This window comes from Cupriavidus sp. SHE (assembly GCF_000812445.1).
GTDB classification, from domain to species: domain Bacteria; phylum Pseudomonadota; class Gammaproteobacteria; order Burkholderiales; family Burkholderiaceae; genus Cupriavidus; species Cupriavidus metallidurans.
In genome coordinates this window covers 1-22979 of the sequence record NZ_JWMB01000012.1, presented here as the reverse complement: position 1 = coordinate 22979, position 22979 = coordinate 1, and the positions used below count along the sequence as shown (strand labels likewise).

The 22979-nt window shown below is 64.1% G+C and carries 22 protein-coding genes and 1 tRNA gene; 15 read left to right on the top strand and 8 right to left on the bottom strand.

What is annotated here, in order from left to right; all coding sequences use genetic code 11:
• Window positions 1–62 precede the first annotated feature (62 nt).
• Window positions 63–1097 (bottom strand): CaiB/BaiF CoA-transferase family protein, encoded by a 1035-nt coding sequence (locus RN01_RS06015; protein ID WP_017514135.1) that lies wholly within the window; start codon window positions 1095–1097, stop codon window positions 63–65.
• A 236-nt stretch (window positions 1098–1333) separates the two neighbouring features.
• Between RN01_RS06015 and ribBA the strand changes: the two genes are divergently transcribed.
• From ribBA to RN01_RS05995, 4 genes are all read left to right on the top strand, one after another.
• Window positions 1334–2449: a bifunctional 3,4-dihydroxy-2-butanone-4-phosphate synthase/GTP cyclohydrolase II gene (gene ribBA / locus RN01_RS06010; protein ID WP_017514136.1), complete on the top strand. Its 1116-nt coding sequence runs from the start codon at window positions 1334–1336 to the stop codon at window positions 2447–2449.
• Between the two features lie 78 nt (window positions 2450–2527).
• Window positions 2528–3037, top strand: a complete 510-nt coding sequence (gene ribH, locus RN01_RS06005; RefSeq protein ID WP_017514137.1) for a 6,7-dimethyl-8-ribityllumazine synthase — start codon at window positions 2528–2530, stop codon at window positions 3035–3037.
• The gene (gene nusB / locus RN01_RS06000) at window positions 3030–3545 is read left to right on the top strand and encodes a transcription antitermination factor NusB (protein WP_008642244.1); all 516 of its coding nucleotides are present in this window, start codon (window positions 3030–3032) and stop codon (window positions 3543–3545) included. The genes ribH and nusB overlap by 8 nt, the downstream gene beginning before the upstream one ends.
• Window positions 3546–3726: 181 nt before the next feature.
• The gene (locus RN01_RS05995; protein WP_017514139.1) at window positions 3727–4908 is read left to right on the top strand and encodes a pyridoxal phosphate-dependent aminotransferase; all 1182 of its coding nucleotides are present in this window, start codon (window positions 3727–3729) and stop codon (window positions 4906–4908) included.
• 118 nt (window positions 4909–5026) lie between these two features.
• On the opposite strand, the gene RN01_RS05990 is transcribed toward RN01_RS05995, so the two are convergent.
• Complete coding sequence (locus RN01_RS05990; RefSeq protein ID WP_024569961.1) at window positions 5027–6094, bottom strand: lytic transglycosylase domain-containing protein; 1068 nt, start codon at window positions 6092–6094, stop codon at window positions 5027–5029.
• A gap of 647 nt (window positions 6095–6741) precedes the next feature.
• Here RN01_RS05990 and ubiD point away from each other — a divergent pair.
• Together ubiD and RN01_RS05980 are read left to right on the top strand one after the other, a co-directional pair.
• Complete coding sequence (gene ubiD / locus RN01_RS05985; protein WP_024569962.1) at window positions 6742–8265, top strand: 4-hydroxy-3-polyprenylbenzoate decarboxylase; 1524 nt, start codon at window positions 6742–6744, stop codon at window positions 8263–8265.
• 85 nt (window positions 8266–8350) lie between these two features.
• On the top strand, window positions 8351–10360 hold the full coding sequence (locus tag RN01_RS05980) for an acetoacetate--CoA ligase (protein ID WP_017513928.1): 2010 nt from the start codon (window positions 8351–8353) through the stop codon (window positions 10358–10360).
• Window positions 10361–10369: 9 nt separating this feature from the next.
• Here the strand turns inward: RN01_RS05980 and RN01_RS05975 are convergent, their stop codons facing one another.
• Window positions 10370–11026 (bottom strand): glutathione S-transferase family protein, encoded by a 657-nt coding sequence (locus tag RN01_RS05975; protein ID WP_008642239.1) that lies wholly within the window; start codon window positions 11024–11026, stop codon window positions 10370–10372.
• Window positions 11027–11309: 283 nt separating this feature from the next.
• Here RN01_RS05975 and RN01_RS05970 point away from each other — a divergent pair, with 283 nt between their 5' ends.
• Together RN01_RS05970 and RN01_RS05965 are read left to right on the top strand one after the other, a co-directional pair.
• Window positions 11310–12542: a polyhydroxyalkanoate depolymerase gene (locus tag RN01_RS05970; protein ID WP_017513929.1), complete on the top strand. Its 1233-nt coding sequence runs from the start codon at window positions 11310–11312 to the stop codon at window positions 12540–12542.
• A gap of 85 nt (window positions 12543–12627) precedes the next feature.
• Entirely contained in the window at window positions 12628–13533 is a 906-nt protein-coding gene (locus tag RN01_RS05965) for an aldose epimerase (protein ID WP_024569963.1), read from the top strand.
• A gap of 82 nt (window positions 13534–13615) precedes the next feature.
• Here RN01_RS05965 and RN01_RS05960 read toward each other — a convergent pair whose 3' ends face one another.
• A complete protein-coding gene (locus RN01_RS05960; RefSeq protein WP_017513388.1) occupies window positions 13616–14005 on the bottom strand; it encodes a DUF5594 family protein in 390 nt (129 codons plus the stop codon).
• Window positions 14006–14207: 202 nt separating this feature from the next.
• Here RN01_RS05960 and RN01_RS35055 point away from each other — a divergent pair, with 202 nt between their 5' ends.
• The 3 genes from RN01_RS35055 (at window position 14208) to trmB (ending at window position 15683) form a co-directional block, all read left to right on the top strand.
• Window positions 14208–14534, top strand: coding sequence for a DUF2335 domain-containing protein (locus tag RN01_RS35055; RefSeq protein ID WP_128646594.1), 327 nt, complete (start codon window positions 14208–14210; stop codon window positions 14532–14534).
• A gap of 210 nt (window positions 14535–14744) precedes the next feature.
• A tRNA-Gly gene (locus RN01_RS05955) sits at window positions 14745–14819 on the top strand.
• A gap of 75 nt (window positions 14820–14894) precedes the next feature.
• On the top strand, window positions 14895–15683 hold the full coding sequence (gene trmB, locus RN01_RS05950) for a tRNA (guanosine(46)-N7)-methyltransferase TrmB (protein ID WP_017513386.1): 789 nt from the start codon (window positions 14895–14897) through the stop codon (window positions 15681–15683).
• 89 nt (window positions 15684–15772) lie between these two features.
• On the opposite strand, the gene RN01_RS05945 is transcribed toward trmB, so the two are convergent.
• From RN01_RS05945 to RN01_RS05935, 3 genes are all read right to left on the bottom strand, one after another.
• Entirely contained in the window at window positions 15773–16654 is an 882-nt protein-coding gene (locus tag RN01_RS05945) for an undecaprenyl-diphosphate phosphatase (RefSeq protein WP_011517276.1), read from the bottom strand.
• Window positions 16655–16739: 85 nt separating this feature from the next.
• Window positions 16740–17306 carry a DUF1439 domain-containing protein gene (locus tag RN01_RS05940; protein ID WP_017513385.1) on the bottom strand — a complete coding sequence of 189 codons (567 nt, stop codon included), beginning with the start codon at window positions 17304–17306 and terminating at the stop codon, window positions 16740–16742.
• Window positions 17307–17319: 13 nt separating this feature from the next.
• Entirely contained in the window at window positions 17320–17619 is a 300-nt protein-coding gene (locus RN01_RS05935; RefSeq protein WP_017513384.1) for a hypothetical protein, read from the bottom strand.
• A gap of 276 nt (window positions 17620–17895) precedes the next feature.
• On the opposite strand from RN01_RS05935, the gene RN01_RS05930 reads away from it, so the two are divergent.
• From RN01_RS05930 to RN01_RS05915, 4 genes are all read left to right on the top strand, one after another.
• The gene (locus RN01_RS05930) at window positions 17896–18660 is read left to right on the top strand and encodes a TetR/AcrR family transcriptional regulator (RefSeq protein ID WP_024569964.1); all 765 of its coding nucleotides are present in this window, start codon (window positions 17896–17898) and stop codon (window positions 18658–18660) included.
• A 259-nt stretch (window positions 18661–18919) separates the two neighbouring features.
• Window positions 18920–19573 (top strand): protein-L-isoaspartate O-methyltransferase, encoded by a 654-nt coding sequence (locus tag RN01_RS05925; RefSeq protein WP_017513382.1) that lies wholly within the window; start codon window positions 18920–18922, stop codon window positions 19571–19573.
• Between the two features lie 13 nt (window positions 19574–19586).
• Window positions 19587–19910, top strand: coding sequence for a rhodanese-like domain-containing protein (locus tag RN01_RS05920; protein ID WP_017513381.1), 324 nt, complete (start codon window positions 19587–19589; stop codon window positions 19908–19910).
• A gap of 136 nt (window positions 19911–20046) precedes the next feature.
• Window positions 20047–21531: a TolC family outer membrane protein gene (locus RN01_RS05915; RefSeq protein ID WP_024569965.1), complete on the top strand. Its 1485-nt coding sequence runs from the start codon at window positions 20047–20049 to the stop codon at window positions 21529–21531.
• Between the two features lie 12 nt (window positions 21532–21543).
• On the opposite strand, the gene RN01_RS05910 is transcribed toward RN01_RS05915, so the two are convergent.
• The gene (locus tag RN01_RS05910) at window positions 21544–22788 is read right to left on the bottom strand and encodes an O-antigen ligase (RefSeq protein ID WP_024569966.1); all 1245 of its coding nucleotides are present in this window, start codon (window positions 22786–22788) and stop codon (window positions 21544–21546) included.
• Window positions 22789–22979 lie beyond the last annotated feature (191 nt).

Below are 22979 nucleotides of genomic sequence, written 5' to 3'. Positions count from 1 at the left end.
ATCTCATGTTCTCCCCCTCTCCGCTCGATCCGCTCGATGCGCGCCGTGCGCATTCGCTCCAGTCAGGCCGCCCCTGACGGCGCAAACCTCGGCGCGCCCGCCACGTCCAGCGCCCCATCCTCCTGGGCGATAAACACGCCGCGCGCCACATTGTGTGGGTGCCGCGCCGCTTCCGCGATGCTCAGCACCGGTGCATAGCAAACGTCAGTGCCGCCAAGCAGCGCGTCCCAGTGCGCGCGCGGCTCGCTCGCGAAGAGCCTAGTGAAACGCTGCTTCAACGCGGGCCAGGCCGCGTGGTCATACTGCGCGGCGGGATCGACGTCGGTCATGCCGAGCCGCTCCAGCAACAGCGCATAGAACTGGGGCTCCAGCGCGCCGATCGTGATGAATCCACCGTCGGCACAGCCATACACATCATAGAACGGCGATTGATGGAACGGGCTGGGTGTGGGGCCATCGAGCTGGCCGTTATTGCGCACCCACACCGCGATGCTGCCGAGCATCGCCACCATGTCGACGATGGCGCCATCGACCACACGCCCGCGCCCCGAGGCACGGGCGTCTAGCAGGGCGCAGACGATACCGAACGCCAGCCCCAGCGCGCCGCCCGCATCGCCGACCACGGTGGGCGGGATCATCGGCGCCTCGCCCGGGCGGGCCGAGAGCGACAGGATCCCCGTCAGCGCCACGTAGTTGAGGTCGTGTCCGGCGGTCTGCGCGAGCGGGCCGGACTGGCCCCACCCCGTCATGCGCCCATAGACCAGCTTCGGATTACGGGCGGCGCAGTCGGCCGGGCCCAGGCCCAGCCGTTCCATCACACCCGGACGGTTACCTTCGATCAAGGCATCGGCGCCGTCCACCAACCGCATTGCCTCGGCCAGATCGTCAGGCTGCTTCAGATCGAGTGGCACGATGACCTTGCCGCGCCGCAGCGGGCTGGGCTTGTCACCACCTAGCTGGTCGGCCACAGCCACCCGCTGGCCCCGCGCGATGACTGTCACCTGCGCCCCCATGTCGGCCAGCATCCGGCCCGCCAGCGGCCCGGGGCCGATTCCTTCAAATTCGACAATGCGGATGCCCTGCAGCGGCGGTGTCATGCGCGATCTCCTTAGATGGCAAAAGTCATGGCTTCATGATATGGCGCTTCGCGCACACCGATGCAACCGGGACCAACCCGGATGCGGTGGCGCCGCGGCGCCCGGGGTCGGAGCGGGCCAGTCATGCACGGCTTGGCGTACAATAGCGGCCTTGATTTCGCCGGCATCGTCGCATCCCGCCGCCGGCCCTGCCCGCCGAAAAGCATCCCGCTCGCCACTCATACGTCGCCCCAACCATGACTATCTCTCGTATCGAAGACATCATTGCCGACATTCGTGCCGGCCGCATGGTCATCCTTGTGGACGAGGAAGATCGTGAAAACGAGGGCGACCTTGTCCTGGCGGCCGATTTCGTGACGCCGGAAGCCATCAACTTCATGGCCAAGTACGGCCGCGGCCTGATCTGCCTGACGCTGACCGCCGAACGCTGCCGCCAGCTCGAGCTGTATCCGATGGTGTCGCGCAACGGCACCGTGCATGGCACCAACTTCACGGTATCCATCGAAGCCGCCGAAGGCGTGACCACTGGCATCTCGGCAGCCGACCGTTCCCGCACCGTCCAGGCCGCCGTGGCCCGTGACGCCCGCGCGAGCGACCTGGTGCAGCCCGGTCACATCTTCCCGCTGACGGCCCAGCCCGGCGGCGTGCTGATCCGCGCCGGCCATACCGAGGCCGGCTGCGACCTTGGCACCCTGGCTGGCCTGACGCCCGCCGCGGTGATCTGCGAAATCATGAAGGACGACGGTACGATGGCCCGGCTGCCGGACCTGATCGAGTTCGCGCGCGAGCACGACCTCAAGATCGGAACGATCGCCGACCTGATCCACTACCGCAGCCGCACCGAAAGCATCATCGAACGGGTGGGCGAGCGCGACATGCAAACGCCGTGGGGCACGTTCCACAGCGTGCTGTATCGCGACAAGCCGTCCGGCCGCGCCCATGTGGCGTTGGTCAAGGGCAAGCCCCAGCCGGACCGCGAGACGCTGGTGCGCGTGCACGAGCCGTTGTCGGTGCTCGACCTGCTGGAAGCCGGCCACACCACCCATTCGTGGAGCCTGCCCGCCGCGCTGGAAGTGCTGCATGGCGCCGAACAAGGCGTGATGGTGCTGCTGAACTGCGGCGACTCGCCGGAAATGCTGTTCGAGCAGTTCGCCGCGCTGGATGCTCCGGAGAACCGTCCGCGCCGCAAGCCGGACCTGCGCACCTACGGCGTGGGCGCGCAGATCCTGCGCGACATCGGCGTGGGCAAGATGCGCGTGCTGGGTTCGCCGCAGAAGATGCCGAGCATGACCGGTTACGAACTCGAGATCGTTGGCTGCCAGCCGATGAGCGGCGAGTCGAATCGCGGCTGACCGGGAACGGATCGTACCGATTGACCCGGCAGCGGCGCATCCGCGCGGCTGCCTGACCGAATCACTGGAGAAATAACAATGGATCACGGCTTCTACGAGAGCAACCTCGACGGTGAAGGCCTGCGTATCGGCATCGTGCAGGCACGTTTCAACGAGCCCGTCTGCGACGAACTGCGCGAGGCCTGCATGGCGGAACTGAAAAAGCTGGGCGTCGAAGGTGAAGACACGCTGCTGGTGACCGTGCCGGGCGCACTGGAAGTGCCGCTGGCGCTGCAGAAAATGGCCGAGAGCGGCCAGTTCGACGCGCTGGTCGCGCTGGGCGCGGTGGTGCGTGGCGAAACGTATCACTTCGAGCTGGTCTCGAATGAATCCGGCGCCGGTATCACTCGCGTGGGCCTCGATTTCAACGTGCCCATCGCCAACGGCATCCTGACCGTCGACACCGACGCCCAGGCCCATGCCCGCACCCGCGAGAAGGGCCGCGATTGCGCCCGCGCCGCAGTGGAAATGGCCAACCTGGTGGTCGCGCTCGATTCGCTGCGCGAGCATGACGCCGAAGACGCAGAAGACGAGGAAGATGATGAGTGACGCGCCCGACACCGGCGACAAGGGCGAGGCAGCCGGCAAGCCGGCTGGCGCCAAGCCCCGCACCGAGCCGAAGGCACCGCCGAAGAGCGCGCGTCGCCGTTCGCGCGAGCTGGCCTTGCAGGGCCTGTACCAGTGGCTGCTGAATCGCAACGATATTGGCGCCATCCAGGCCCATCTGCACGATGCCCAAGGCTTCAACAAGGCCGACCGCGAGCACTTCGACGCCCTGCTGGGTGGCGCCGTGCGCGAGGAAGCACGTCTGACGGCGGCCTTCGAGCCGTTCCTGGACCGCACCGTCGACGAACTGTCGCCGGTCGAGCGCGCCGCGCTGCTGGTTGGCAGCTACGAACTCGTGCACTGCCTGGACATTCCGTACAAGGTCGTGATCAACGAAGCTGTCGAACTGACCAAGACCTTCGGCGGCGTGGAAGGCTACAAGTACGTCAACGGCGTGCTCGACAAGCTGGCCGCGCAGGTGCGGGCGCCAGAAGTATCAGCTCGACGTTAATTCGCGCATTTAAAACAGATGTTGCATTTCGGTGCGTGGCATTCGAATATGCTCAGCACCGGCAAAACACCCGCCCCGGCGGGTGTTTTCGTTTGGTCACCCGATGTTCGGCGTGCGCAGCCGATGACGATGCGCCATGCCATCCCTTCTCTGACTCTCTGACGGGCCAGTCCCGATTGCCATGGATCTCCAGCGCCTTGCCACCGCTTCCCGCCTCGCCAACATCGACGCCTTCCACGTGATGGAGTTGGCCAAGCAGGCCGCCGAACTCGAACGCGCCGGGCGCCACATCATCCATATGGGTATCGGCGAGCCCGACTTCACGGCTGCCGCGCCGGTCATTCACGCTGCCGAAGCCGCGATGCGCCGCGGTGTCACCCAGTACACGGGCGCGCTTGGCATCCACGCGCTGCGTGAAGCCATCGCCGGCTATTACAAGACGGCCTATGGTATCGATGTCCCGGCCCGACGCGTGATTGTCACGGCCGGCGCCTCGGGCGCGCTGTTGCTGGCCTGCGCCGTACTCGTCGAGATCGGCGCCGAGGTGTTGATGCCGGACCCGAGCTACCCCTGCAACCGGCATTTCGTGGCGGCATTCGATGGCCACGCGAAGATGATCCCGAGCGGCCCGGAAGAACGTTTCCAGCTCACGGCGGCCCAGGTGATCGGGCACTGGGGCGAGAACACGCGGGGCGTGCTGTTGGCATCGCCGTCGAACCCGACCGGCACGTCGATCCTGCCCGACGAACTCAAGGCCATCCTGGCCGAGGTCCGCAAGCGCCAGGGCTTCGCAATCCTCGACGAGATTTACCAGGGGCTGTCGTACGACGCACCGCCGGTCTCGGCGCTCTCGCTCGACGACAACGTCGTGACCGTTAACAGCTTTTCGAAGTACTTCAACATGACCGGCTGGCGCCTCGGCTGGCTTGTGGTGCCCGACTCGCTGGTGCCGGCATTCGAGAAGGTCGCGCAGAACCTGTTCATCTGCGCGTCGGCCGTGGCCCAGCACGCCGCGCTGGCCTGCTTCACGCCCGAGGCACTGGCGATCTATGACGAGCGCAAGGCGGAATTCCGCCGCCGCCGCGATGCCATCGTCCCCGCGCTCGAAGCACTCGGTCTGCGCGTGCCGGTCAAGCCAGACGGCGCGTTCTACGTCTACGCCAACTGCCGCCACGTCAATCATCCCGCCGCCGGCAACGCTGACCGTCTGACACAGGCCATCCTGCACGATGCCGGCGTGGTCATGGTGCCTGGCACGGACTTCGGCCCGCATACCGCCAACGACTACATCCGGATTTCATACGCGACGTCGATGCAGAACATCGAGGAGGCGATGCAGCGATTGCATCATTTCCTGCGGTAGCGGTAGAGGTAGAGGTAGCGCCTGCGCGGATTGCCTGGGTTGCTCACCTTTTCACAGGCATCAAACGAAAAAGGCACCCCAAGGGGTGCCTTTTTCATGAGCGACGAGAATCCGCTGCTCAGGCCGACTGGGCCGTATTGCCGGACGCCTCGAGCTTCTCGGTGCCTTGATGATGCTCGGCTTGCGTCTTGGTATCGGAAACGGCCGGTGCCTTCTCCGTGTTCGGCAGACCCAGCAGGGCACGCAGACGCGCGCGCTCGGCCAGCACCTTGGCGCCATAGCCGCCGTCGGTATTGGTCGTGGCACCCACGTAGTACTTCAGCCCGCCTTCGATCGAACCGGCACGCGCGATGCAATCCTTGAGCACCAGCGCGCCAATCTTGATGTTGGCGTACGGATTCAGCGCGGCGGACACGCCGCCCACGGCCTCGTACTTGTCCTGGTGAACCTTCGTCATGACCTGCATCAGGCCCTGCGCGCCAACGCCACTTTCCGCGTACGGATTGAAGCTCGACTCGATCGCGATCACGCCCAGGATCAGCAGCGGATCGATACCGACCTCGCGACCCGTCATATAGGCGGCCTTCACGAGCTGCGCAGTCGCCTGCGTCGCCACGCGGTACTTGCGGGCGATGTACTCGGCCACGGCAGCCTGCTCACGCGCGGAGCCGAGCGCAGCCGTGTTGCGGGCGTCCAGCGCCACGCGCTGGACCGGAATCTGCGCGGCCAGATGCGCCACGGACGGCACCTTGCCGGCAGCCGTCTGGCTCCATTCGTCCACGCCCGACACGGTCGGCAGGCCCGAACTGCCATGGCTGGCCACGGCGGCCACCAGGCGCGACGCGGCCACATCCGCCGACATGGGCGGCACATGGCTGATCGAATCCTTCGACATGGCGGCATCCACCAGCACGGCAGGGGCTTCATTGCCTGCCAGCGCACCGGCGAGCGAGGTCCGCCATTGCTGGCTGACGGTCAAGGTGACCGCTGCGGCCACCGACAGCACCCCGAGACTGTTCAGGGTGTACTTCAAGGTTGTGCGGCCACCGCGCAGCAACGCGCGGCCTGCCACCGGATGGGCCAGTCGCACTTGCAGTGCGCGGCTCACACCGGGAACCGGTTGTCTAAAGCGGACCTGCAATGCCCGCCCGATACCGGGAAGATGAAGGGTTTTCCAACCGCTCATGCTTACCTCCATCCGCTGCCCGCTGCGCGCGCCTGACAACTGCGCGAGCCCGATCTCAACGTACTCAAGTAAGGATGCTGCGTCACCTAGCAGGGGTGTCCAGCACCTGTTGGCGGGCGCTCCCCATGCGCCCAACGAGAAACAGGGTACGAACCTGGGGAGCCGCACCCTGCCACTAAGCACTCATTCATGCCCCGGCATCCCGCCGGGGTGATCGTCGATCGGGCCACTCCCGGCAGCCTCATGATCGCGATCAATTGAGGTGTTGTATTCGCAGCGATTCGGCAGACATCCTATTGACAGAGGACAAAAAGCCATGTTGCGGCGCAACACCTCGAAGAGCAGACCGGATTGTAGGAACGCTTTTATAACCCGTCAAGCATAACAAATTGCAATAACACTACTTTTATATATATGTAACAACGGCCTCCGGGCGGCCGTCAGCGCACCCGCAAACCCGGAATCATAAGCCGGGCCTAGTATTGCTCCCCCTCCACCACCTGACCGGCCTCGCAGTTTATTTACAATTTCAACTCGCGCGCCGGCACGATTTTTTTGCGCCTTTGCGATGGCGTGTGTATCGTCACACACATTGGAAACGTCGCGCCATGACCCCTCGCGACACCGCACCCCAAATCGATTTCACTATGCAATACAAAGACTTGCGCGATTTTATGAGCCAGCTCGAGCAGCGTGGCGAGCTGAAACGCGTGGCAGCACCGGTGTCTCCGAACCTCGAAATGACCGAGATCTGCGACCGCCTGCTGCGCGCGAACGGCCCGGCGGTCCTGTTCGAGCAACCGCGACGTGACAATGGCGATATCTATAAGGTGCCTGTCCTGGCAAATCTGTTCGGCACGACACAGAGGGTGGCGCAGGGCATGGGCGCATCGTCACTTGAGGATCTTCGCGACATCGGCCGCGTGCTCTCGGTCCTCAAGGAACCGGAGCCGCCGCGTGGCCTGCGTGAAGCCGGCAAGCTGTTTACGCTGGCCAAATCCGTATGGGACATGGCGCCCAAGCGCGTGAGCAGCCCCGCGTGCCAGGAGATCGTCTGGGAAGGCAACGACGTCGATCTCGCGCGCCTGCCAATCCAGATTTGCTGGCCCGGCGATGCAGCACCACTAATTACATGGGGCCTGGTCGTGACGAAGGGCCCGCACAAGAAGCGCCAGAACCTGGGCATCTATCGCCAGCAGGTCATCAGCCGTAACCAGGTCATCATGCGCTGGCTCGCCCACCGTGGCGGCGCGCTCGATTTCCGCGAGCACGCGCTGGCCAACCCGGGCAAGCCGTTTCCGATCGCCGTGGCGCTGGGCGCCGATCCGGCCACGATCCTCGGGGCCGTCACGCCCGTGCCCGACACACTCTCCGAGTACCAATTCGCCGGCCTGCTGCGCGGCAGCCGCACCGCACTGGCCAGCTGTATCACGCCTACGCTGTCCGAACTGTCGGTGCCCGCATCGGCGGAGATCATCCTCGAGGGCCACATCCAGCCCGATCCGAACCACCCGTCCGGCTACCAGCACGCCCTGGAAGGCCCGTACGGCGATCACACCGGCTATTACAACGAGCAGGACTGGTTCCCGGTCTTCACGATCGATCGCATCACGATGCGGCGCGACCCGGTCTACCACTCCACCTATACGGGCAAGCCGCCCGACGAGCCGGCCGTGCTCGGCGTGGCGCTGAATGAGGTGTTCGTGCCGCTGCTGCAGAAGCAGTTTCCCGAGATCACCGACTTCTACCTGCCGCCCGAGGGCTGCAGCTACCGCATGGCACTCGTCCGCATGAAGAAGCAGTACGCCGGCCACGCCAAGCGCGTGATGTTCGGCGTGTGGAGCTTCCTGCGCCAGTTCATGTATACGAAGTTCATCGTCGTGGTGGATGACGACATCGACGTTCGTGACTGGAAGGAAGTGATCTGGGCGATCACCACGCGAGTGGACCCGACCCGCGACACCGTGATGGTCGACAACACGCCGATCGACTACCTCGACTTTGCCTCGCCGGTCTCCGGCCTGGGATCGAAGATGGGTATCGACGCCACCGACAAGTGGCCCGGCGAAACCACGCGCGAATGGGGCACCCCGATCACCATGGCCCCGGAGATCAAGGCCCGCGTGGATCAGATGTGGGGCTCGTTGTTCGAGGAAGGCCCAGGCAAGTAGCGCGATTGCCCGCTATCATCGCTTTTTGACCGGCAATCCACGACAACACTCTCATGGCCCGCGCAGACGGGCCCGGAGGAGACAAATGACGCTTGCAACCCAGGCCGGACAGCCGGCATGGACGCCGTCCGCGGCATTCACCGAAAGCAGCCATCTGGCCGCCTATATGAAGTGGCTGCGCGGCGCGCGCGGCCTCGACTTCCGTGACTACGCCAGCCTCTGGCAATGGTCGGTCACCGACATCGAAGCGTTCTGGCAGACCATCGTCGATTACTTCGACGTACGCTTCGACACGCCCGCGCAGCGTGTGCTGGATCGCCGCACCATGCCGGGCGCGCGCTGGTTCGAGGGCGCGACGCTCAACTACGCGCAGCAGATCTTCCGCCACGCCGGCACCGGCCTGGCACGCCAGCGCACCGCCATTCGCCATGCCGGCGAGGCCCAACCGCTAGCCGATATCAGTTGGGACGCGCTGGAATCACAAGTCGCCTCGGTTGCCCACGCCTTGCGCCAGATGGGCGTAACGCGCGGTGACCGCGTGGCCGGCTACCTGCCCAACGTGCCGGAAACGATCGTCGCATTCCTGGCAACCGTCAGCGTGGGCGCGATCTGGTCCGGCTGCGCGCCGGACATGGGCCAGGTGGCTGTGATCGACCGCTTCCGCCAGATCGAACCGAAGGTGTTGATCGCCGTCGATGGCTACCGATACGGCGGCAAGACGTACGATCGAGCGCCTGTGGTCGCCGATCTGGTTGCCGCGCTACCCTCGCTGACCGACCTCGTGATCGTGCCGTCGATCGGCAGCAACGTCACGCCCGAGCCACATGCCCGGCGCCACACCTGGAGCGACGTGCTGGCGCACGACGTGCCGCTCGAGATCACGCCGGTCCCGTTCGATCATCCGTTGTGGATCGTCTATTCGTCCGGCACCACCGGTATGCCAAAGCCAATCGTCCACGGGCACGGCGGCATCGTGATCGAGCAGCTCAAGCTGATGGCATTCCACAACAACCTGGGCACAGATGATGTGTTCCATTGGTACAGCAGCAGCGGCTGGATCATGTGGAATGCGCAGGTAGCTGGCCTGCTGCTGGGCACCACCATCGCGCTCTACGACGGCAACCCGGCGTGGCCCGATGCCGGCGTGCTCTGGCGATTCGTGGATCAGGCGCGTGTGACGATGTTCGGCGCCGGCGCCGCATTCTTCACCAATTGCATGAAGGCGGGCGTAGAACCGGCGGAGATCGCCGATCTGTCACGCCTGCGCGGTCTGGGCTCGACGGGATCGCCACTGCCGGAGGAAGCGTACGACTGGATCTACGGGCACGTGCGCGCCGACATCTGGCTGGCGCCGATGTCCGGCGGCACTGACTTCGCCGGATCGTTCGTGGCCGGATGCCCCCTGCTGCCGGTCTATCAGGGCGAAATGCAGTGCCGCTGCCTGGGCGCCAAGGTCGAAGCCTTTGACGACAACGGCAAGCCACTGATCGACGAGGTGGGCGAACTGGTCTGCACCGAGCCGATGCCATCCATGCCGCTGTTCCTGTGGGGCGATGCCGACGGCAAGCGCTACCGCGACAGCTACTTCGACACCTATCCGAACGCGTGGCGCCACGGCGACTGGATTCGCATCACACCGCGCGGCGGCGCCATCATCTACGGTCGCTCCGATGCGACGATCAACCGATACGGCATCCGCATGGGCACGAGCGAGCTGTATCGCGTGGTGGAAGAGTTGCCCGAAGTGCTCGACAGCATGGTGGTCGATCTCGAATACCTCGGCCGCGAATCGTATATGCCACTGTTCGTGGCGCTGCGAGAGGGCATGGCGCTGGACGATGCCCTGCGCGACACCCTGCGCGCGCGCATTCGCGTTGCGTTGTCGTCGCGGCACGTGCCGAACGAGATCCTGCAGGTGCCCGGCGTGCCGCGCACGCTCTCGGGCAAAAAGATGGAAGTGCCGATCAAGAAGCTGCTGCTCGGTCATGCACCCGAGAAGATCGCCAACCGCGATGCCATGGCGAATCCCGAGTGCCTGACGTGGTACTTCGCGTATGCCGAGGACTACCTGACGCGCGCCGCGCAACCGGCGTAAGGCGCGGCGTCAGAACTCGACGTCGAGTTCGCTGATCTCGTCGGGCTCCTCGCGAGCGGCATGAATCCATTCCTGCATCTCGGGCATGGCCAGGATCGTCTTGCAGAACTCGACGAGCGGCGCATCGAGCTTCACGCCGTACGTGATGAAACGCGTCACCACCGGCGCGTACATCGCATCGGCAATGGTGCGGCGCTTGCCGAACAGGTAAGGACCGCCGTAGCGTTGCAGGCACTCCGCCCAGATCGCGGTAATGCGGTCGATATCGGCCTGCGCGCGCGACCAGACCTTCAGTCCCGGGAAATGCCCCTTCAGGTTCATTGGCAGCGCCGCGCGCATGGCGGCAAAGCCGGAGTGCATTTCGCCGCAGATCGCGCGGCAGTGGGCGCGCGCGACCAGATCGTCCGGCAATAGCTTCGCCTTTGGCCGGATCTCGTTGAGGTACTCCGCAATCGCCATCGTGTCCCAGACGGTCACGCCCTCATGGCGCAGGCACGGCACCAGGATCGACGGCGACAGCAGCAGGATCTCCGCCCGCGCGGCCGGGTCATCCGGCGGCACCAGCACCTCCTCGAATTCAAGCCCCGCAAACCGGGCCAGCAACCATCCACGCAGTGACCAGGACGAATACGTCTTGCTGCTGATCGTCAGCGTCGTCTTCGACATCGTGCCTCCTCTGCCCCCGGGGCATTGTGCGATGTTCGCTTGCAGTATCGGCGGCGAGCGGACCATATGCCAGCACGCACCCGCGCGGTGCGTGCCGCCGGCGCGTCCGGCACCAGTGCGAGGCCGCCTGTCGTCGCCGCTACGGGGCCGCTCCGCCACTCCGCACCCTTTGCGTGCCCTCACCCACCAAGCCAGACAAAATTTGCAAACGGCGTGCCAACATCGACGCCCGTGGCATATATATTGCGGCAATGGGGCTCGACGGACGTGGGGGGACCGAGCCATGCTCTACCAGACCTATCAGCTCTACGCGGATATGATGCAGCCGGCCTGCTCGCTGGCCGACATCGCCTCCACGCTCATCTCCGGATACCGTCGCGCCGACAACAGCGAGACGCTGCGCGCGCTACGCGCCTGGTGCGAAGTGCTGGCACTGGCACGTCTGACTCACTACCGCCCTCCTTTCGGCATCGACCGCGTGCGTATCAATGGTCGCGGCGAGCATGTGCCCGTGACCGAAGAAATCGTCATACGTACGCCGTTCTGCACATTGCTGCGTTTTCGCCGCGAGGGCGCGCCCCAGCAACCGCGTGTGCTGCTGGTGGCGCCGATGTCCGGCCACTTCGCCACGCTGCTGCGCGGTACCGTGGAAACGATGCTCCGCGACCATGACGTCTACATTACCGACTGGCATAACCCTCGTGACATCCCGCTCGTCTGTGGCCGATTCGGCTTCGACGAATTCGTGCATCACCTGATCACGTTCCTCCACGTATTGGGTGGCAACACGCATGTCGTGGCCGTGTGCCAGCCGACTGTCGCCGCGCTGGCGGCCGTCGCGCTGATGGCCGAGGACGGCGACCCGGCACAGCCGCCGAGCCTGACGTTGATGGCGGGCCCGATCGATGCGCGCGTGAATCCCACCCGCGTCAACGCGCTGGCTACCAGCCGCCCGATCGAGTGGTTCGAAAACACGCTGATCGGATACGTGCCGCTGCGTTTCGCCGGCGCGCTGCGACGCGTGTATCCGGGCTTCGTCCAGCTCATCGCGTTCATGAGCATGAACCGCGAGCGCCACGAACAGGCGCTGCGTGATCTGTATGACCTGCGTGCGCGCGGAGAGCATGGCAAGGCCGACGAAATCCAGACGTTCTATAGCGAGTACTTCGCGACCATGGACCTGACGGCCGAGTTCTATCTCGAGACCATCAGCCTGGTCTTCCAGCGCTTTCTGCTGGCCCAGAAGCTGCTCGACGTGGCGGGCCGGCGCGTATCGACCGACGCGATCCGCCGCACCACCCTGCTGACCGTGGAAGGAGAGCGCGACGACATCTGCGCGATCGGCCAGACCATGGCCGCGCAGGACCTCTGCGCCAGCCTGCGCCCGTATATGCGGATGCATCACATCCAGACCGGCGTGGGCCACTACGGCGTGTTCAACGGCAAACGCTGGGAATCGCAGGTCTACCCGCTGCTGCGAGAGACCATCCACATGAGCGACGAGATGTTTGGCTGAGCGATGGCGCCTGAATGGGCCGAAGAAATGAGCCGAAGAGGCAGGGTGCTAACCTTCGGTTCTCCCCTTATCTTCCGCAGTCGACATGCCCACCACCTCCACGCAGCGATACCAGGGTCAGGATCTTCTCAGGATCGATAACGACCGCAGCTATCTGCTGCTGGCCCCCGACCATGGTGGCCGGCTGGTGCGTTGGGTCCATCATGGGCAGGACATCCTGTTCTGGCCCGATGACGCCGACTGGTCGCGCGTTGCCAAGATCCGTGGTGGCAATCCGTTGCTGTTTCCATTTATCGGACGCCATTTCGTCGACGGCGAAGCGGGCAAGTGGCGCGACCCCGACGGCACGGTGCACAGCCTGCCCCAGCACGGTTTCGCCCGCGATCTGCCGTTCACGGTGACCGCGCACTCGGACTCGTCCATCAGCCTGACATTGACGTCATCCGACGCCACCCACGCGGGATATCCCTACGATTTCGCGTTCGCCGTCACCTATCGTTTGACGACCAATGGGCTCGAGGTCACGCTCACCACACGCAACCTAGGCAGCCGCCCCCTGCCCTATTACGCGGGCCACCACTTTTACTTCGCCCTGCCGCACGAGCAACGCGCGGAAAGCCGCCTGTCGATGCCACCGTCCGCACGTGTTCGCCAGAAGGAAGATGGAAGCCTCACCGGCACCGAACCTGGCGATAGCACCTACTCCATCGCCGATCCGCGGCTGCAGGATACCTTTCACCTCCTCCAGGCAGCGGGGTCCGTTGGTCTCGCGATGCCATCCCGCACGATTGATATCGAACTGTTCACGGAAGGGGAAAGCAGCACGCCCTGGTATGCGGTCACCACATGGACCGAAAAAAATACGTCCGACTTCTATTGCGTGGAGCCGTGGCTCGGCCTGCCGAACGCAATCGCCCACGGGCAAGGACTGCGCTGGCTCGACGCCAACACTGAAGCCCACGCGACCTGCAGGCTGGACGTGAAACCCTGAGCCAATCGCATCAGAAGAGTGGCATTTGGACGCACACTGAATGGCCCCTCGGCGCACATTTGACGCGAGAGTCTGGCGGTGGTTACCGAATCAGGTGCTCGAAATCGAGTCCACCAAGCAGCACGGTGGTGTCGGCTTGCGTACGCGAATTGAAGTCGAACTGTCGTGCGTCCTGCCACGCATTGAGCTTGCCCGGCAAGGCGCCGAGGTACTCGGCAAACCGCTGATCGCCACCCGCGGCAAACAAGCGGTCGACTTCGTAGCTATCCCACGACAACGTGATATCGAGCGGGCACGCGTAGCGCCCGCCACCAGCACGCGCCAGGGCCCAGATACGTAGCCGCGCGGGTTGGTCTACCGATGTGTGAGGAAGCAGTTCGACGTTCAGCGTGCCATGGAATAGCGATTGCACGCGCTCGGCGATACGGGGCAGAAACTCCGCGTTGAAGCGTTGGGCAGGAATCGGGTGCACGAGAGCGGGGGGCGCTTGTGGCTTGTGTAGTGGTAGGCGGTATTGTGCGCCGGGTTGGCCGGGACAGTAAGGTTTTTGACGAGGACGAAAACGGGTCGCGAACTGGACGAGATCATGCCGGGCAATGATGCGGCAAAGACCGGGCGGCCAACGAATCTCCTGACGGCAGTGTTCCACTCCGCCTTTGTGCGCGGACGCTTGAATGGCCTGGCTGGAGCAGCTTTCCCAAGGACACAGGACCGCCCTCCTCCCATCCGATAGCCACCATGCATGCGCCGCAAACGACACTTCATTACGGACCGATGCCGCCCTCCCTGACACCCTTGCCGAATACGAGCGCCTGCAGCCTGGAATCCCCCAACGAATCTTCGAGTTAGCCGAACGGCAGACAATCTATCGACAGGCGCCAGATGAAAGAGGCCAGCTTGCAGATATCGCCGCCCAAAATGCTGAGATCGAGCTTGCGCGCCGGCACCTCCGGGGATCACGAATCAATGCGCGGCTGGGATACTGCTCGGCTGGACGATAGGTGCCGGCTGCATGCTGGGGGGTTGTCAACGGCGCGGCCATGGATCGGGGCGCGGCCGCCATCGCGGCATTTCTATGCGTGCCGATTGGCAGCAGCATTCGTGCAATCCGACCTTCCTTAGGCGGGCGACCGAAAGACGCCGAATGCTAGTCACGGCTCGGGCTGGCCTCTCGGCCCTGTCATGCTACAATCCGCCCCCAGTAAGCCATAGCGGGCGTCGTATAATGGCCATTACCTTAGCTTCCCAAGCTAAAGACGTGGGTTCGATTCCCATCGCCCGCTCCACTCTCACTACGCAAGCCGCCTCTGGCACCCGGTCGAAACGATGATCGGCGATCCGCCCGGCGGCTTTTTGTTGCCATGCTTCCCCAAGACACGAACACCGATCCGCTGCCGGGCGACGATGCCGAAAGCGCGTCTGGAAAGTCCGCCGACGCCTCCCAAGGCACTTCCAACCCGGGCGACGAAGTCGCACATCCGCGCAGAATCCGCTCGTTCGTCAGGCGTGCCGGGCGCACCTCGACCGGACAGCAGCGGGCGATGGACGAACTGGGACCGACCTATATCGTTCCCTACCAGCCCGAACCGCTGGACTGGGCGGCCACCTTCGGACGCGAGGCGCCCTCGATCCTCGAAATCGGATTTGGCATGGGCGAGACGACGGCGCATATCGCCGGCCTCCGGTCACAGGACAACTTCCTGGGCTGCGAGGTGCATGAGCCCGGCGTTGGCGCCCTGCTCAAGCTGATCGGGGAGCGTGGCCTTCAGAACGTGCGCATCATGCAGCACGACGCCGTCGAAGTCGCCGCGCACATGCTCACCGAGAACTCGCTCGATGGCGTGCATATCTACTTTCCCGACCCGTGGCACAAGAAGCGCCACAACAAGCGTCGACTGGTGCAACCGCCGCTGGTGAAGCTGCTGGCCAGCCGGCTCAAGCCGGGGGGCTACATTCACTGCGCGACCGATTGGGAAGAGTACGCCCACCAGATGGTGGAAGTGCTATCCGGCGAGCCGGCCCTCGAAAACACGTCGAAGGCCGATGGCGGATTCGCGGAACGGCCCGATTACCGGCCCGTGACCAAGTTCGAGAAGCGCGGACTGCGCCTTGGCCATGGCGTGTGGGACGTCGTATTCCGGAAGAAGTAAGCGGATATCGACCATCGAATCGCAACAAAGCAAAAGAGGGGCAATCGCCCCTCTTTGCATTTCCGATGCCGGGACAAGCCCGGCAGCGATCAGGCGTGCCAGGAAATGACCCCGGTCCACGCGGTCAGGAGCACGATGATGCCAAAGGCGATGCGGTACCACGCGAATGGCTTGAAATCATGCGTGGCCACGAAACGCAGCAGCCAGCGCACGCAAAGGAACGCCGACAGGAACGCGAAAACGAAGCCCACCGCGAAGATGCCGAGATCGTCAGCGGACAACAGCGCGCGCGCCTTGTAGAGTTCGTAGACCGTGGCGCCGAAAATCACCGGAATCGCCAGGAAGAACGAGAACTCCGTGGCCACCTGGCGCGACAGACCGAACAGCATGCCGCCGATGATCGTCGCACCGGAGCGCGAGGTACCGGGCACCAGCGCGAAGCACTGGGCCAGACCCACCTTCAGCGCATCGCGCCAGTTCAGGTCGTCCACCGATTCGATGCGCGGCGCGCCCGCCTTGGCGGCCTCCAGCAACGCATTGCCTTGTGGGGCCGACACCGTGCCGCGACGCGCCTCGCGCCATTCGGCCAGCAGGATCACCACGCCACCGATGATGAACGCCGTCGCCACGGTGATCGGGTTGAACAGATGGGCCTTGATCCATTTGCCGAAGACCAGCGCCAGCACGATGGCCGGTATCGTGGCCACGATCACGTTGACCGCAAAGCGCTGCGATTTGACATCGCTGGCCAGGCCGCTGATCACGGTGCCGATGCGCTGTCGGAATTCCCAGCAAACGGCCAGGATGGCGCCAAACTGGATCACGATCTCGAAAATCTTGCCCTTCTCGTCGTTGAAATCGAGCAACTGACCCGCGAGGATCAGGTGACCAGTACTGGAGATGGGAAGGAATTCGGTCAGTCCTTCGACAATGCCAAGGATGACGGCTTTCAGGGCGAGTGCAATATCCATGCGGAATCAGGAGAGGGAGGCGCGAAAAGTCTGCGCAAGACCCGCCGGTATGGGCGCGGGCACGAGCATTATTGTTGATTCGGATTTATGGCCGATTAATCTTGACGTTGATACCGTCCGGCAGGACCGTGATTGTACCGGGCTCGACGTTAGTGCCGGCCAGCCGAAGCTGCTCCGGCTTGAACGTATAGAGCGGATAGCCCTGCAGCAACTGCTCCGAGAGAATACCGCCAAGCGCATTGAGCTGGCGAGAAAACTGGCTTGGCAGCCCCTGCACGTCGAACTGTTTGACCTCGGGGTCCTGCAGGACCAGGGACCGCGTTGGCTGGTCGTACCGCAGGGCGCTGTCAAGCGCGAAGCGCCCCGTCAGCGGCTGCCGGAAGAACAGGCGATTGTCGATCGTCGCATCGAATGCCACCGTCACGCGATTGCGCGTGGCGTCGAGCATGAGCTGCGGATTGGCAAGCTGGATATCGAACAGCTCCATATACCGCTTGTTGAACGGAAATTTCTTCTCCAGCGCCGCCTGCAACTGGCTTTGCGAGAAGGTGTATTCGTCGCGGAACACACTACATCCACCCAGCCATCCGGCCGTGGCAAGCGCCGCGACACCCGCAGCCGCCAGCCAGCGCCGGCGCGTTGTGCCAATCATCGATTTACCTCCGTCAAGCATGGCCACCATCCGAACGGGATGCCGGCGCAGTCATCGCTTCCAGCCGCGTCAGCCACAGCAGCGCCGCCTCACGCGAATCGCCGCACATCTCATGCGACGGACGCAGCCCGCCGCAGAAATCCGGCCTCTCGGGCCGCCCGAACACCGCGCAACGCATGTCGGGCAGCAACTGGGCGCATGCCTGCCCCGCGGGCTTGCCAGCGGGCATTCCCGGCAGCGGGGAGGTGATCGACGGCGCGATGCAGCAAGCGCCACAGCCTTCGCGGCAGGTCAAAGCGGATTGGCACGTCATGGTGAAGATTTCTGCGGCAACTGCCGAAAAACAGCATATGAAGCCGATCAGACCTAAGAAAGCCGCAATTGTGCCCCAGGCGGGCGCTGGCACCTGAAACAAAGGGCAACTTCGACCACGTGAGACAAATGAGGCACTTTTTAACAAGCTGCGCCTTGTTCATATTGTCTGCTTGACCATACGTAAGCGCCCCCCTACATTACTGACCCATAGGTTATTAATATCGGTCCCCGCGACGCCTTGCTCCGCCCGAGGGCCCTGCCATTCCCGCACACCGTGACCGCCGCCCTGCCAAAGAAAGACCCTGATACCCGGCGCTGGAGCCGGCGCAAGGCTGCCCGCCCCCAGGAACTGGTTGCCGCGGCGCTGGACCTCTTCGTCGAGCGCGGCTACGCGGCAACACGACTCGAGGATGTCGCCGCCGCCGCGGGCGTATCCAAGGGCACGGTTTATCTCTACTTCGCCAACAAGGAAGAGCTGTTCAAGACCGTGGTCCGGGAGAACATGGTGCCCGCGCTCGTGCGCGGCACGGACTTGGTCGATCGCTACGAGGGCTCCACGCCCGAGTTATTGCGCGAATTGCTGCTTGGCTGGTGGGGCCTGATCGGCGCCACACCCGTGGCCGGCCTGACCAAGCTGATCATGGCCGAATCGCATAATTTCCCCGATATCGCCCAGTTCTACCAGGACGAGGTCATGGGACCCGGCGACGAACTGTTCGCACGTGTGCTGGCCCGTGGCGTGGCGCGCGGCGAGTTCCGCGCCGCGCCGGCAAACCCTACCACCACGCTGATCTGCGCCCCACTGGTATTCCTGATGCTCTGGCGGAGCGCATTTGGACAACTGGACTGCCGGGTCATCGACCCCGAGGCGTTCGTCGACCAGTTGCTCCAGGTACTGCTGTTCGGCCTGACCACCGGGCCATCGCGCGATACGCCGCTACCGCCGGTCCAGGGCCCATACATATGGGAAAGGATCCGCGACGAGCTGCTGGCCGAACGCGCGGCGGACCTGGCGCCACCTGCGGAGACGGGCCAATGACCGACCTTGTCGCCCGCAAGATGGCGTCTCGACACCACCGTGGCACAAACGCATCCCGCCGCTCGCTTCTAATGTTTTGTAAACATGCCATTCGGGTGCGAGAGGGTAAAATAGTGGGCTTTTGCGTAACTTCCCGGCAGGCTGCGGCTTCGGCACCCGTCGGGACGTCACCCAGCATCAACCGCAACGACAGCGCTGACGGCGGCATCACCCGCTAACCGGCAGCGCAACCCCGCAAGCATTTGGAAGGAAAGGCAAGATGGATCTCGAAAAAGCCCGCTTCAACATGATCGAACAGCAAATCCGCCCATGGGACGTGCTGGACCAGGAAATCCTGGACCTGCTGGCCGTGGTCAAGCGTGAGCAGTTCGTACCGCAGGCCTACGCCGCATTGGCTTTCGTCGACATGGAGATTCCGCTGCCGTGCGGCGAGAACATGCTGCCCCCGCGCGTCGAGGCCCGTCTCCTGCAGGACCTGAACGTGCGCAAGCATGAGAACGTGCTCGAAATTGGCGCGGGCTCCGGCTATATGGCCGCCCTGCTGGCCAACCGCGCCCGTCACGTGCTCACCGTGGACGTTCATCCCGAACTGGTTGCCCTGGCTCGCCAGAACCTGGCCAACGCCGGCATCACCAACGTGGATGTCGCAGAAGGCAACGCCGCCGAAGGCTGGGCGGTCGCCGCGCCGTACGACGTGATCTGCATCTCGGCGTCCGTGCCGGAAATTCCGAGCACGATCCTGTCCCAGGTGAAGGTCGGCGGCCGTATCGCCGCCATCGTCGGCTCGGCCCCGGTCATGGAAGCCCGCATCATCACGCGCGCCTCCGAGACCGAGTACCAGGTTGTCGACCTGTTCGAGACGCTGGCCAAGCCGCTGGAAGGCGCCGTCCAGCCGTCGCGCTTCAAGTTCTGATCAGACGCCAGATATGCAAGTCATTACCGCTCCCGAACTCGCCCAATGGCTGGCGGATGCCGGCCGCGCGAAACCGGTGCTGCTCGACGTACGCGAGGACATCGAGATCCGGACCGCCGCAATGCCCGGCATCACGCATATCCCGATGGGCCAGATTCCTGGCCGGCTGAATGAACTCGACGAAGACGCCGAAATCGTCTGCATTTGCCACCACGGTGCGCGCAGCATGCAGGTGGCGAACTTCCTCGAGCGCCAGGGTTATGCCAAGGTCTACAACCTGACCGGCGGCATTCACGCTTGGTCGACGCAAGTCGACCCGTCCGTCCCGCAGTACTGACCCGGGAACTGGCCCCGGGACGGCAACACCGCCCGGGACCATCCCGCCCTGCAGCACCTCCGCAGTCCTTGCCGTACCACCCGTCGATGTAACCGAACATTGGCCGCGCCGCGTCGCAGGCCGCGCTGGAGATGTCATGAGTTTTCCGCTTTCCGCCGTGCCCGGTGCGGCCAGAAGATCCCTGCCGCTCGCGGCTGCTCTTGTGGCCCTGCTGCACTTGCCGGCCGCGGAGTCAGCCGATCTGCTGCAGGTGTATCGCGATGCGCAATCCAATGACGCCCAGTTCGCCAGCGCACGCGCGCAGCTCGTCGCCACGCGCGAGAAGCTGCCCCAGGCGCGCTCGGGCCTGTTGCCGCAGGTCTTTGGCACGGCAGGCGCGCAGCGGACCCAGGCCGACTACAGCTCGCCGGTCGACGTCACCCGCTATTTCAATGCCAACACCTGGCAGCTGCAGCTGACACAGCCGCTGTTCCGCTGGGATCGATGGGAAACCTACAAGCAGGGAGAACTGGCCGCACTGGCGGGCGAGATCACCTTCCAGCAGGCACAGCTCGACCTGATCACACGTGCCTCGCAGGCGTACTTCGATGTGTTGGCCGCGCAGGACAACCTCTACCTGGCGGGTGCCCAGAAGAAGGCCATTGGCGAGCAACTCGAGCAGGCCAAGCGCAATTTCGAGGTAGGCACCGCCACCATTACCGACGCCAACGATGCCCAGGCGCGCTACGACCTGGCCACCTCCACGGAGATTGCTTCGCAAAGCGCGCTCGAGGTGTCCCGCGCCACGCTGCAACAGATCACCGGCAAATCCGTCGACGAACTGATGGGACTGCGCTCCGAAGCGGCGATTCCGGGCCCGGCGCCGGCCGATGTCAACGCATGGGCAACCCAGGCCGAACAGGCCAATCCGCAAGTCAGCCTGGCCGGATACAACCTCGAAACGGCGCAGCGCGAAACGAACAAGGCCAAGGCAGGCCACCTGCCTTCCGTCGACCTCGTCGCTTCATACGGTTACACCAACGCCCAGGGCACGGCCACGCAGCTCAGTAACGTGGGCAGCCGCTACAACTCGGGTGTGGTGGGCGTCCAGTTGAGCATCCCGATCTTCACCGGTGGTCAGATCCAGTCGCGCGTGCGCGAAACCCTGGCGCTTGCCGACAAGGCCGCGAGCGATCTCGAATTCGCGCGCCGTACCGCCGCGCAGACCGCCCGGCAGACCTACTCGGGTGTGTACAACGGGCTCGCGCAGGTCAAGGCGCTCGAGGCAGCCGAACGCTCGGCGCAAAGCGCGGTGGAATCGAACCAGCTTGGCTATGAAGTGGGCGTGCGCATCAATATCGACGTGCTGAACGCGGAGGCGCAACTGTTCCAGACCCGCCGCGACCTGGCCAAGGCACGCTACGACACGATCATGAATGGCATGCGCCTGAAGGCTTCCACCGGCGCGCTGTCGGAAGACGACGTAGTGCAGATCAACACGCTGCTGACGTCGGCGCCGGGAGCGATGTACAAGTTGCCGGGGAAGACAAGAGTGGGTGCCATGCCCGCTGCCACCAAGTCCGCACGCGGCGAACGCGGCCGGCGCGAAAGTCTGGCTACGAGCGCCACGCCGCGGTCCTGACCGCGGGCAAGGTCAGGCGCCGTCGGCACTCGCCGAATGCGCCTCGCGCCCGGCCATCCCCAGCAACAGGCCAATGAGCCCCGCGTAGAAGACGACGTTGGCCTGGTGGGCAGTCGTGACCTGGGTGAGGCCGCAAATCAATGATGTCATCACCACTGCAAGCCCCGCGCCTCCGAGACTCACACCTTGCTGGTGGTGACTGCCTCGACAAGCAATCAGCGCGCGGCGAAACAGCTCTGCTGGGACCAGGAAAAGCCCGAGCATCGTCAGCAACCCCAAAATTCCCGTGGTAGAGGCTGCCTCAACAATGTCGTTGTGCGCATGTTCAACAATGCACGATAGCGACTTCGGCTGCTGTTGACAGAATGGTGTCGCTCGAAGAATGCGAGCGAACTGCCCCACTCCGACGCCGGTCCAGGGATGATTGGCGAAGTACTGCATACCGACGTGCCAGATCTTCAAACGCACGCCAACTGATGATTCGATGTTCCCTTGCTCATACTGTCGAAGCTCTTGCGCGGCCTGATTCACGCGTGCGGGTACCGGGCTGCCGGGCAGTACATATGCCGCGGCCGCCAGAGCAACGCTTGTGACGATCGCCACAAGGAACATCCGAAACGTGAACCTCCGATAACGAATCAGCAGCATCGGAATCAGCGTCGCAAACATGGCGACCATCGCCCCACGCGTCCCGTTCAGCATCAGAATGCCGACAGCGCATAGCACGTTGAACCATGCCTCTGCATGAATGCGTCGGGTTTCACCAGGCCGGGCAAAACCGACTAACCCAAGCGCCGCCACCATATTGCCAAAGGCAATCGCCTGAACAAACGCCGATGGCCGGTCATCGCCCAGCATGAAGCGCTGATAACCAACGATTAGCAACGCCAGAAACAGCCCCACTGTGATCCCTCGCCAGAGCCATGCGGGATTGGGCGCCGCGCGCACGATCACCCAGCACGTCAGAATGGCCAGCAGCGTTCGCGAGGGATTGTCGATAACGTTCCACGGTGTGTGGAAGTAGAGCTTCGAGCCGACGTAGACAAGCATGAAGGCCAGCACGGCAATGGCCAGCGGTGTCATGACCTTGGAATACTCGCGCCAAGCTCGCCCCATGCCCCGCCAGCCGAGCAGCGCCAGTACGCCGACCCCCGCCAGAAACACGCCCGCGCCGCGTGGCACGCACAGGATCAACACGGGAAAGGCGAAGACGAGGACGGTAGCCATCCTCGACAAGAGCTTGCTGCTATCGGTCATAGTGGGATACTTGATGCGCCGGTATCGCCACTGCGCCGTGGCGTTTCGGAAAACAGGCCGGATTCTATCTGATCAGGCGCCCCGCCCCAGCAGGTGCGTATTCCGCCGAACCTGGACACCCGCTCCGCCGCAAACTGGGCACCTGTTCCAACGCAAACTGGACACGCGTTCCAGGCCAAACTGGACACTAC

What these genes read in the sequence shown, in the direction of transcription:
- RN01_RS05975 (WP_008642239.1), bottom strand. Translation starts at nt 11,026, where the DNA reads ATGTCGAAGACGACGCTGACGATCAGCAGCAAGACGTATTCGTCCTGG.
- RN01_RS05965 (WP_024569963.1), top strand. Translation starts at nt 12,628, where the DNA reads ATGCCCACCACCTCCACGCAGCGATACCAGGGTCAGGATCTTCTCAGG.
- RN01_RS05945 (WP_011517276.1), bottom strand. Translation starts at nt 16,654, where the DNA reads ATGGATATTGCACTCGCCCTGAAAGCCGTCATCCTTGGCATTGTCGAA.
- RN01_RS05910 (WP_024569966.1), bottom strand. Translation starts at nt 22,788, where the DNA reads ATGACCGATAGCAGCAAGCTCTTGTCGAGGATGGCTACCGTCCTCGTC.
- RN01_RS05915 (WP_024569965.1), top strand. Translation starts at nt 20,047, where the DNA reads ATGAGTTTTCCGCTTTCCGCCGTGCCCGGTGCGGCCAGAAGATCCCTG.
- ribH (WP_017514137.1), top strand. Translation starts at nt 2,528, where the DNA reads ATGGATCACGGCTTCTACGAGAGCAACCTCGACGGTGAAGGCCTGCGT.
- RN01_RS05935 (WP_017513384.1), bottom strand. Translation starts at nt 17,619, where the DNA reads ATGACGTGCCAATCCGCTTTGACCTGCCGCGAAGGCTGTGGCGCTTGC.
- RN01_RS06015 (WP_017514135.1), bottom strand. Translation starts at nt 1,097, where the DNA reads ATGACACCGCCGCTGCAGGGCATCCGCATTGTCGAATTTGAAGGAATC.
- trmB (WP_017513386.1), top strand. Translation starts at nt 14,895, where the DNA reads ATGCTTCCCCAAGACACGAACACCGATCCGCTGCCGGGCGACGATGCC.
- RN01_RS05970 (WP_017513929.1), top strand. Translation starts at nt 11,310, where the DNA reads ATGCTCTACCAGACCTATCAGCTCTACGCGGATATGATGCAGCCGGCC.
- ubiD (WP_024569962.1), top strand. Translation starts at nt 6,742, where the DNA reads ATGCAATACAAAGACTTGCGCGATTTTATGAGCCAGCTCGAGCAGCGT.
- RN01_RS05940 (WP_017513385.1), bottom strand. Translation starts at nt 17,306, where the DNA reads ATGATTGGCACAACGCGCCGGCGCTGGCTGGCGGCTGCGGGTGTCGCG.
- RN01_RS05980 (WP_017513928.1), top strand. Translation starts at nt 8,351, where the DNA reads ATGACGCTTGCAACCCAGGCCGGACAGCCGGCATGGACGCCGTCCGCG.
- RN01_RS05995 (WP_017514139.1), top strand. Translation starts at nt 3,727, where the DNA reads ATGGATCTCCAGCGCCTTGCCACCGCTTCCCGCCTCGCCAACATCGAC.
- ribBA (WP_017514136.1), top strand. Translation starts at nt 1,334, where the DNA reads ATGACTATCTCTCGTATCGAAGACATCATTGCCGACATTCGTGCCGGC.
- RN01_RS05925 (WP_017513382.1), top strand. Translation starts at nt 18,920, where the DNA reads ATGGATCTCGAAAAAGCCCGCTTCAACATGATCGAACAGCAAATCCGC.
- RN01_RS05920 (WP_017513381.1), top strand. Translation starts at nt 19,587, where the DNA reads ATGCAAGTCATTACCGCTCCCGAACTCGCCCAATGGCTGGCGGATGCC.
- RN01_RS05990 (WP_024569961.1), bottom strand. Translation starts at nt 6,094, where the DNA reads ATGAGCGGTTGGAAAACCCTTCATCTTCCCGGTATCGGGCGGGCATTG.
- nusB (WP_008642244.1), top strand. Translation starts at nt 3,030, where the DNA reads ATGAGTGACGCGCCCGACACCGGCGACAAGGGCGAGGCAGCCGGCAAG.
- RN01_RS35055 (WP_128646594.1), top strand. Translation starts at nt 14,208, where the DNA reads ATGGCCTGGCTGGAGCAGCTTTCCCAAGGACACAGGACCGCCCTCCTC.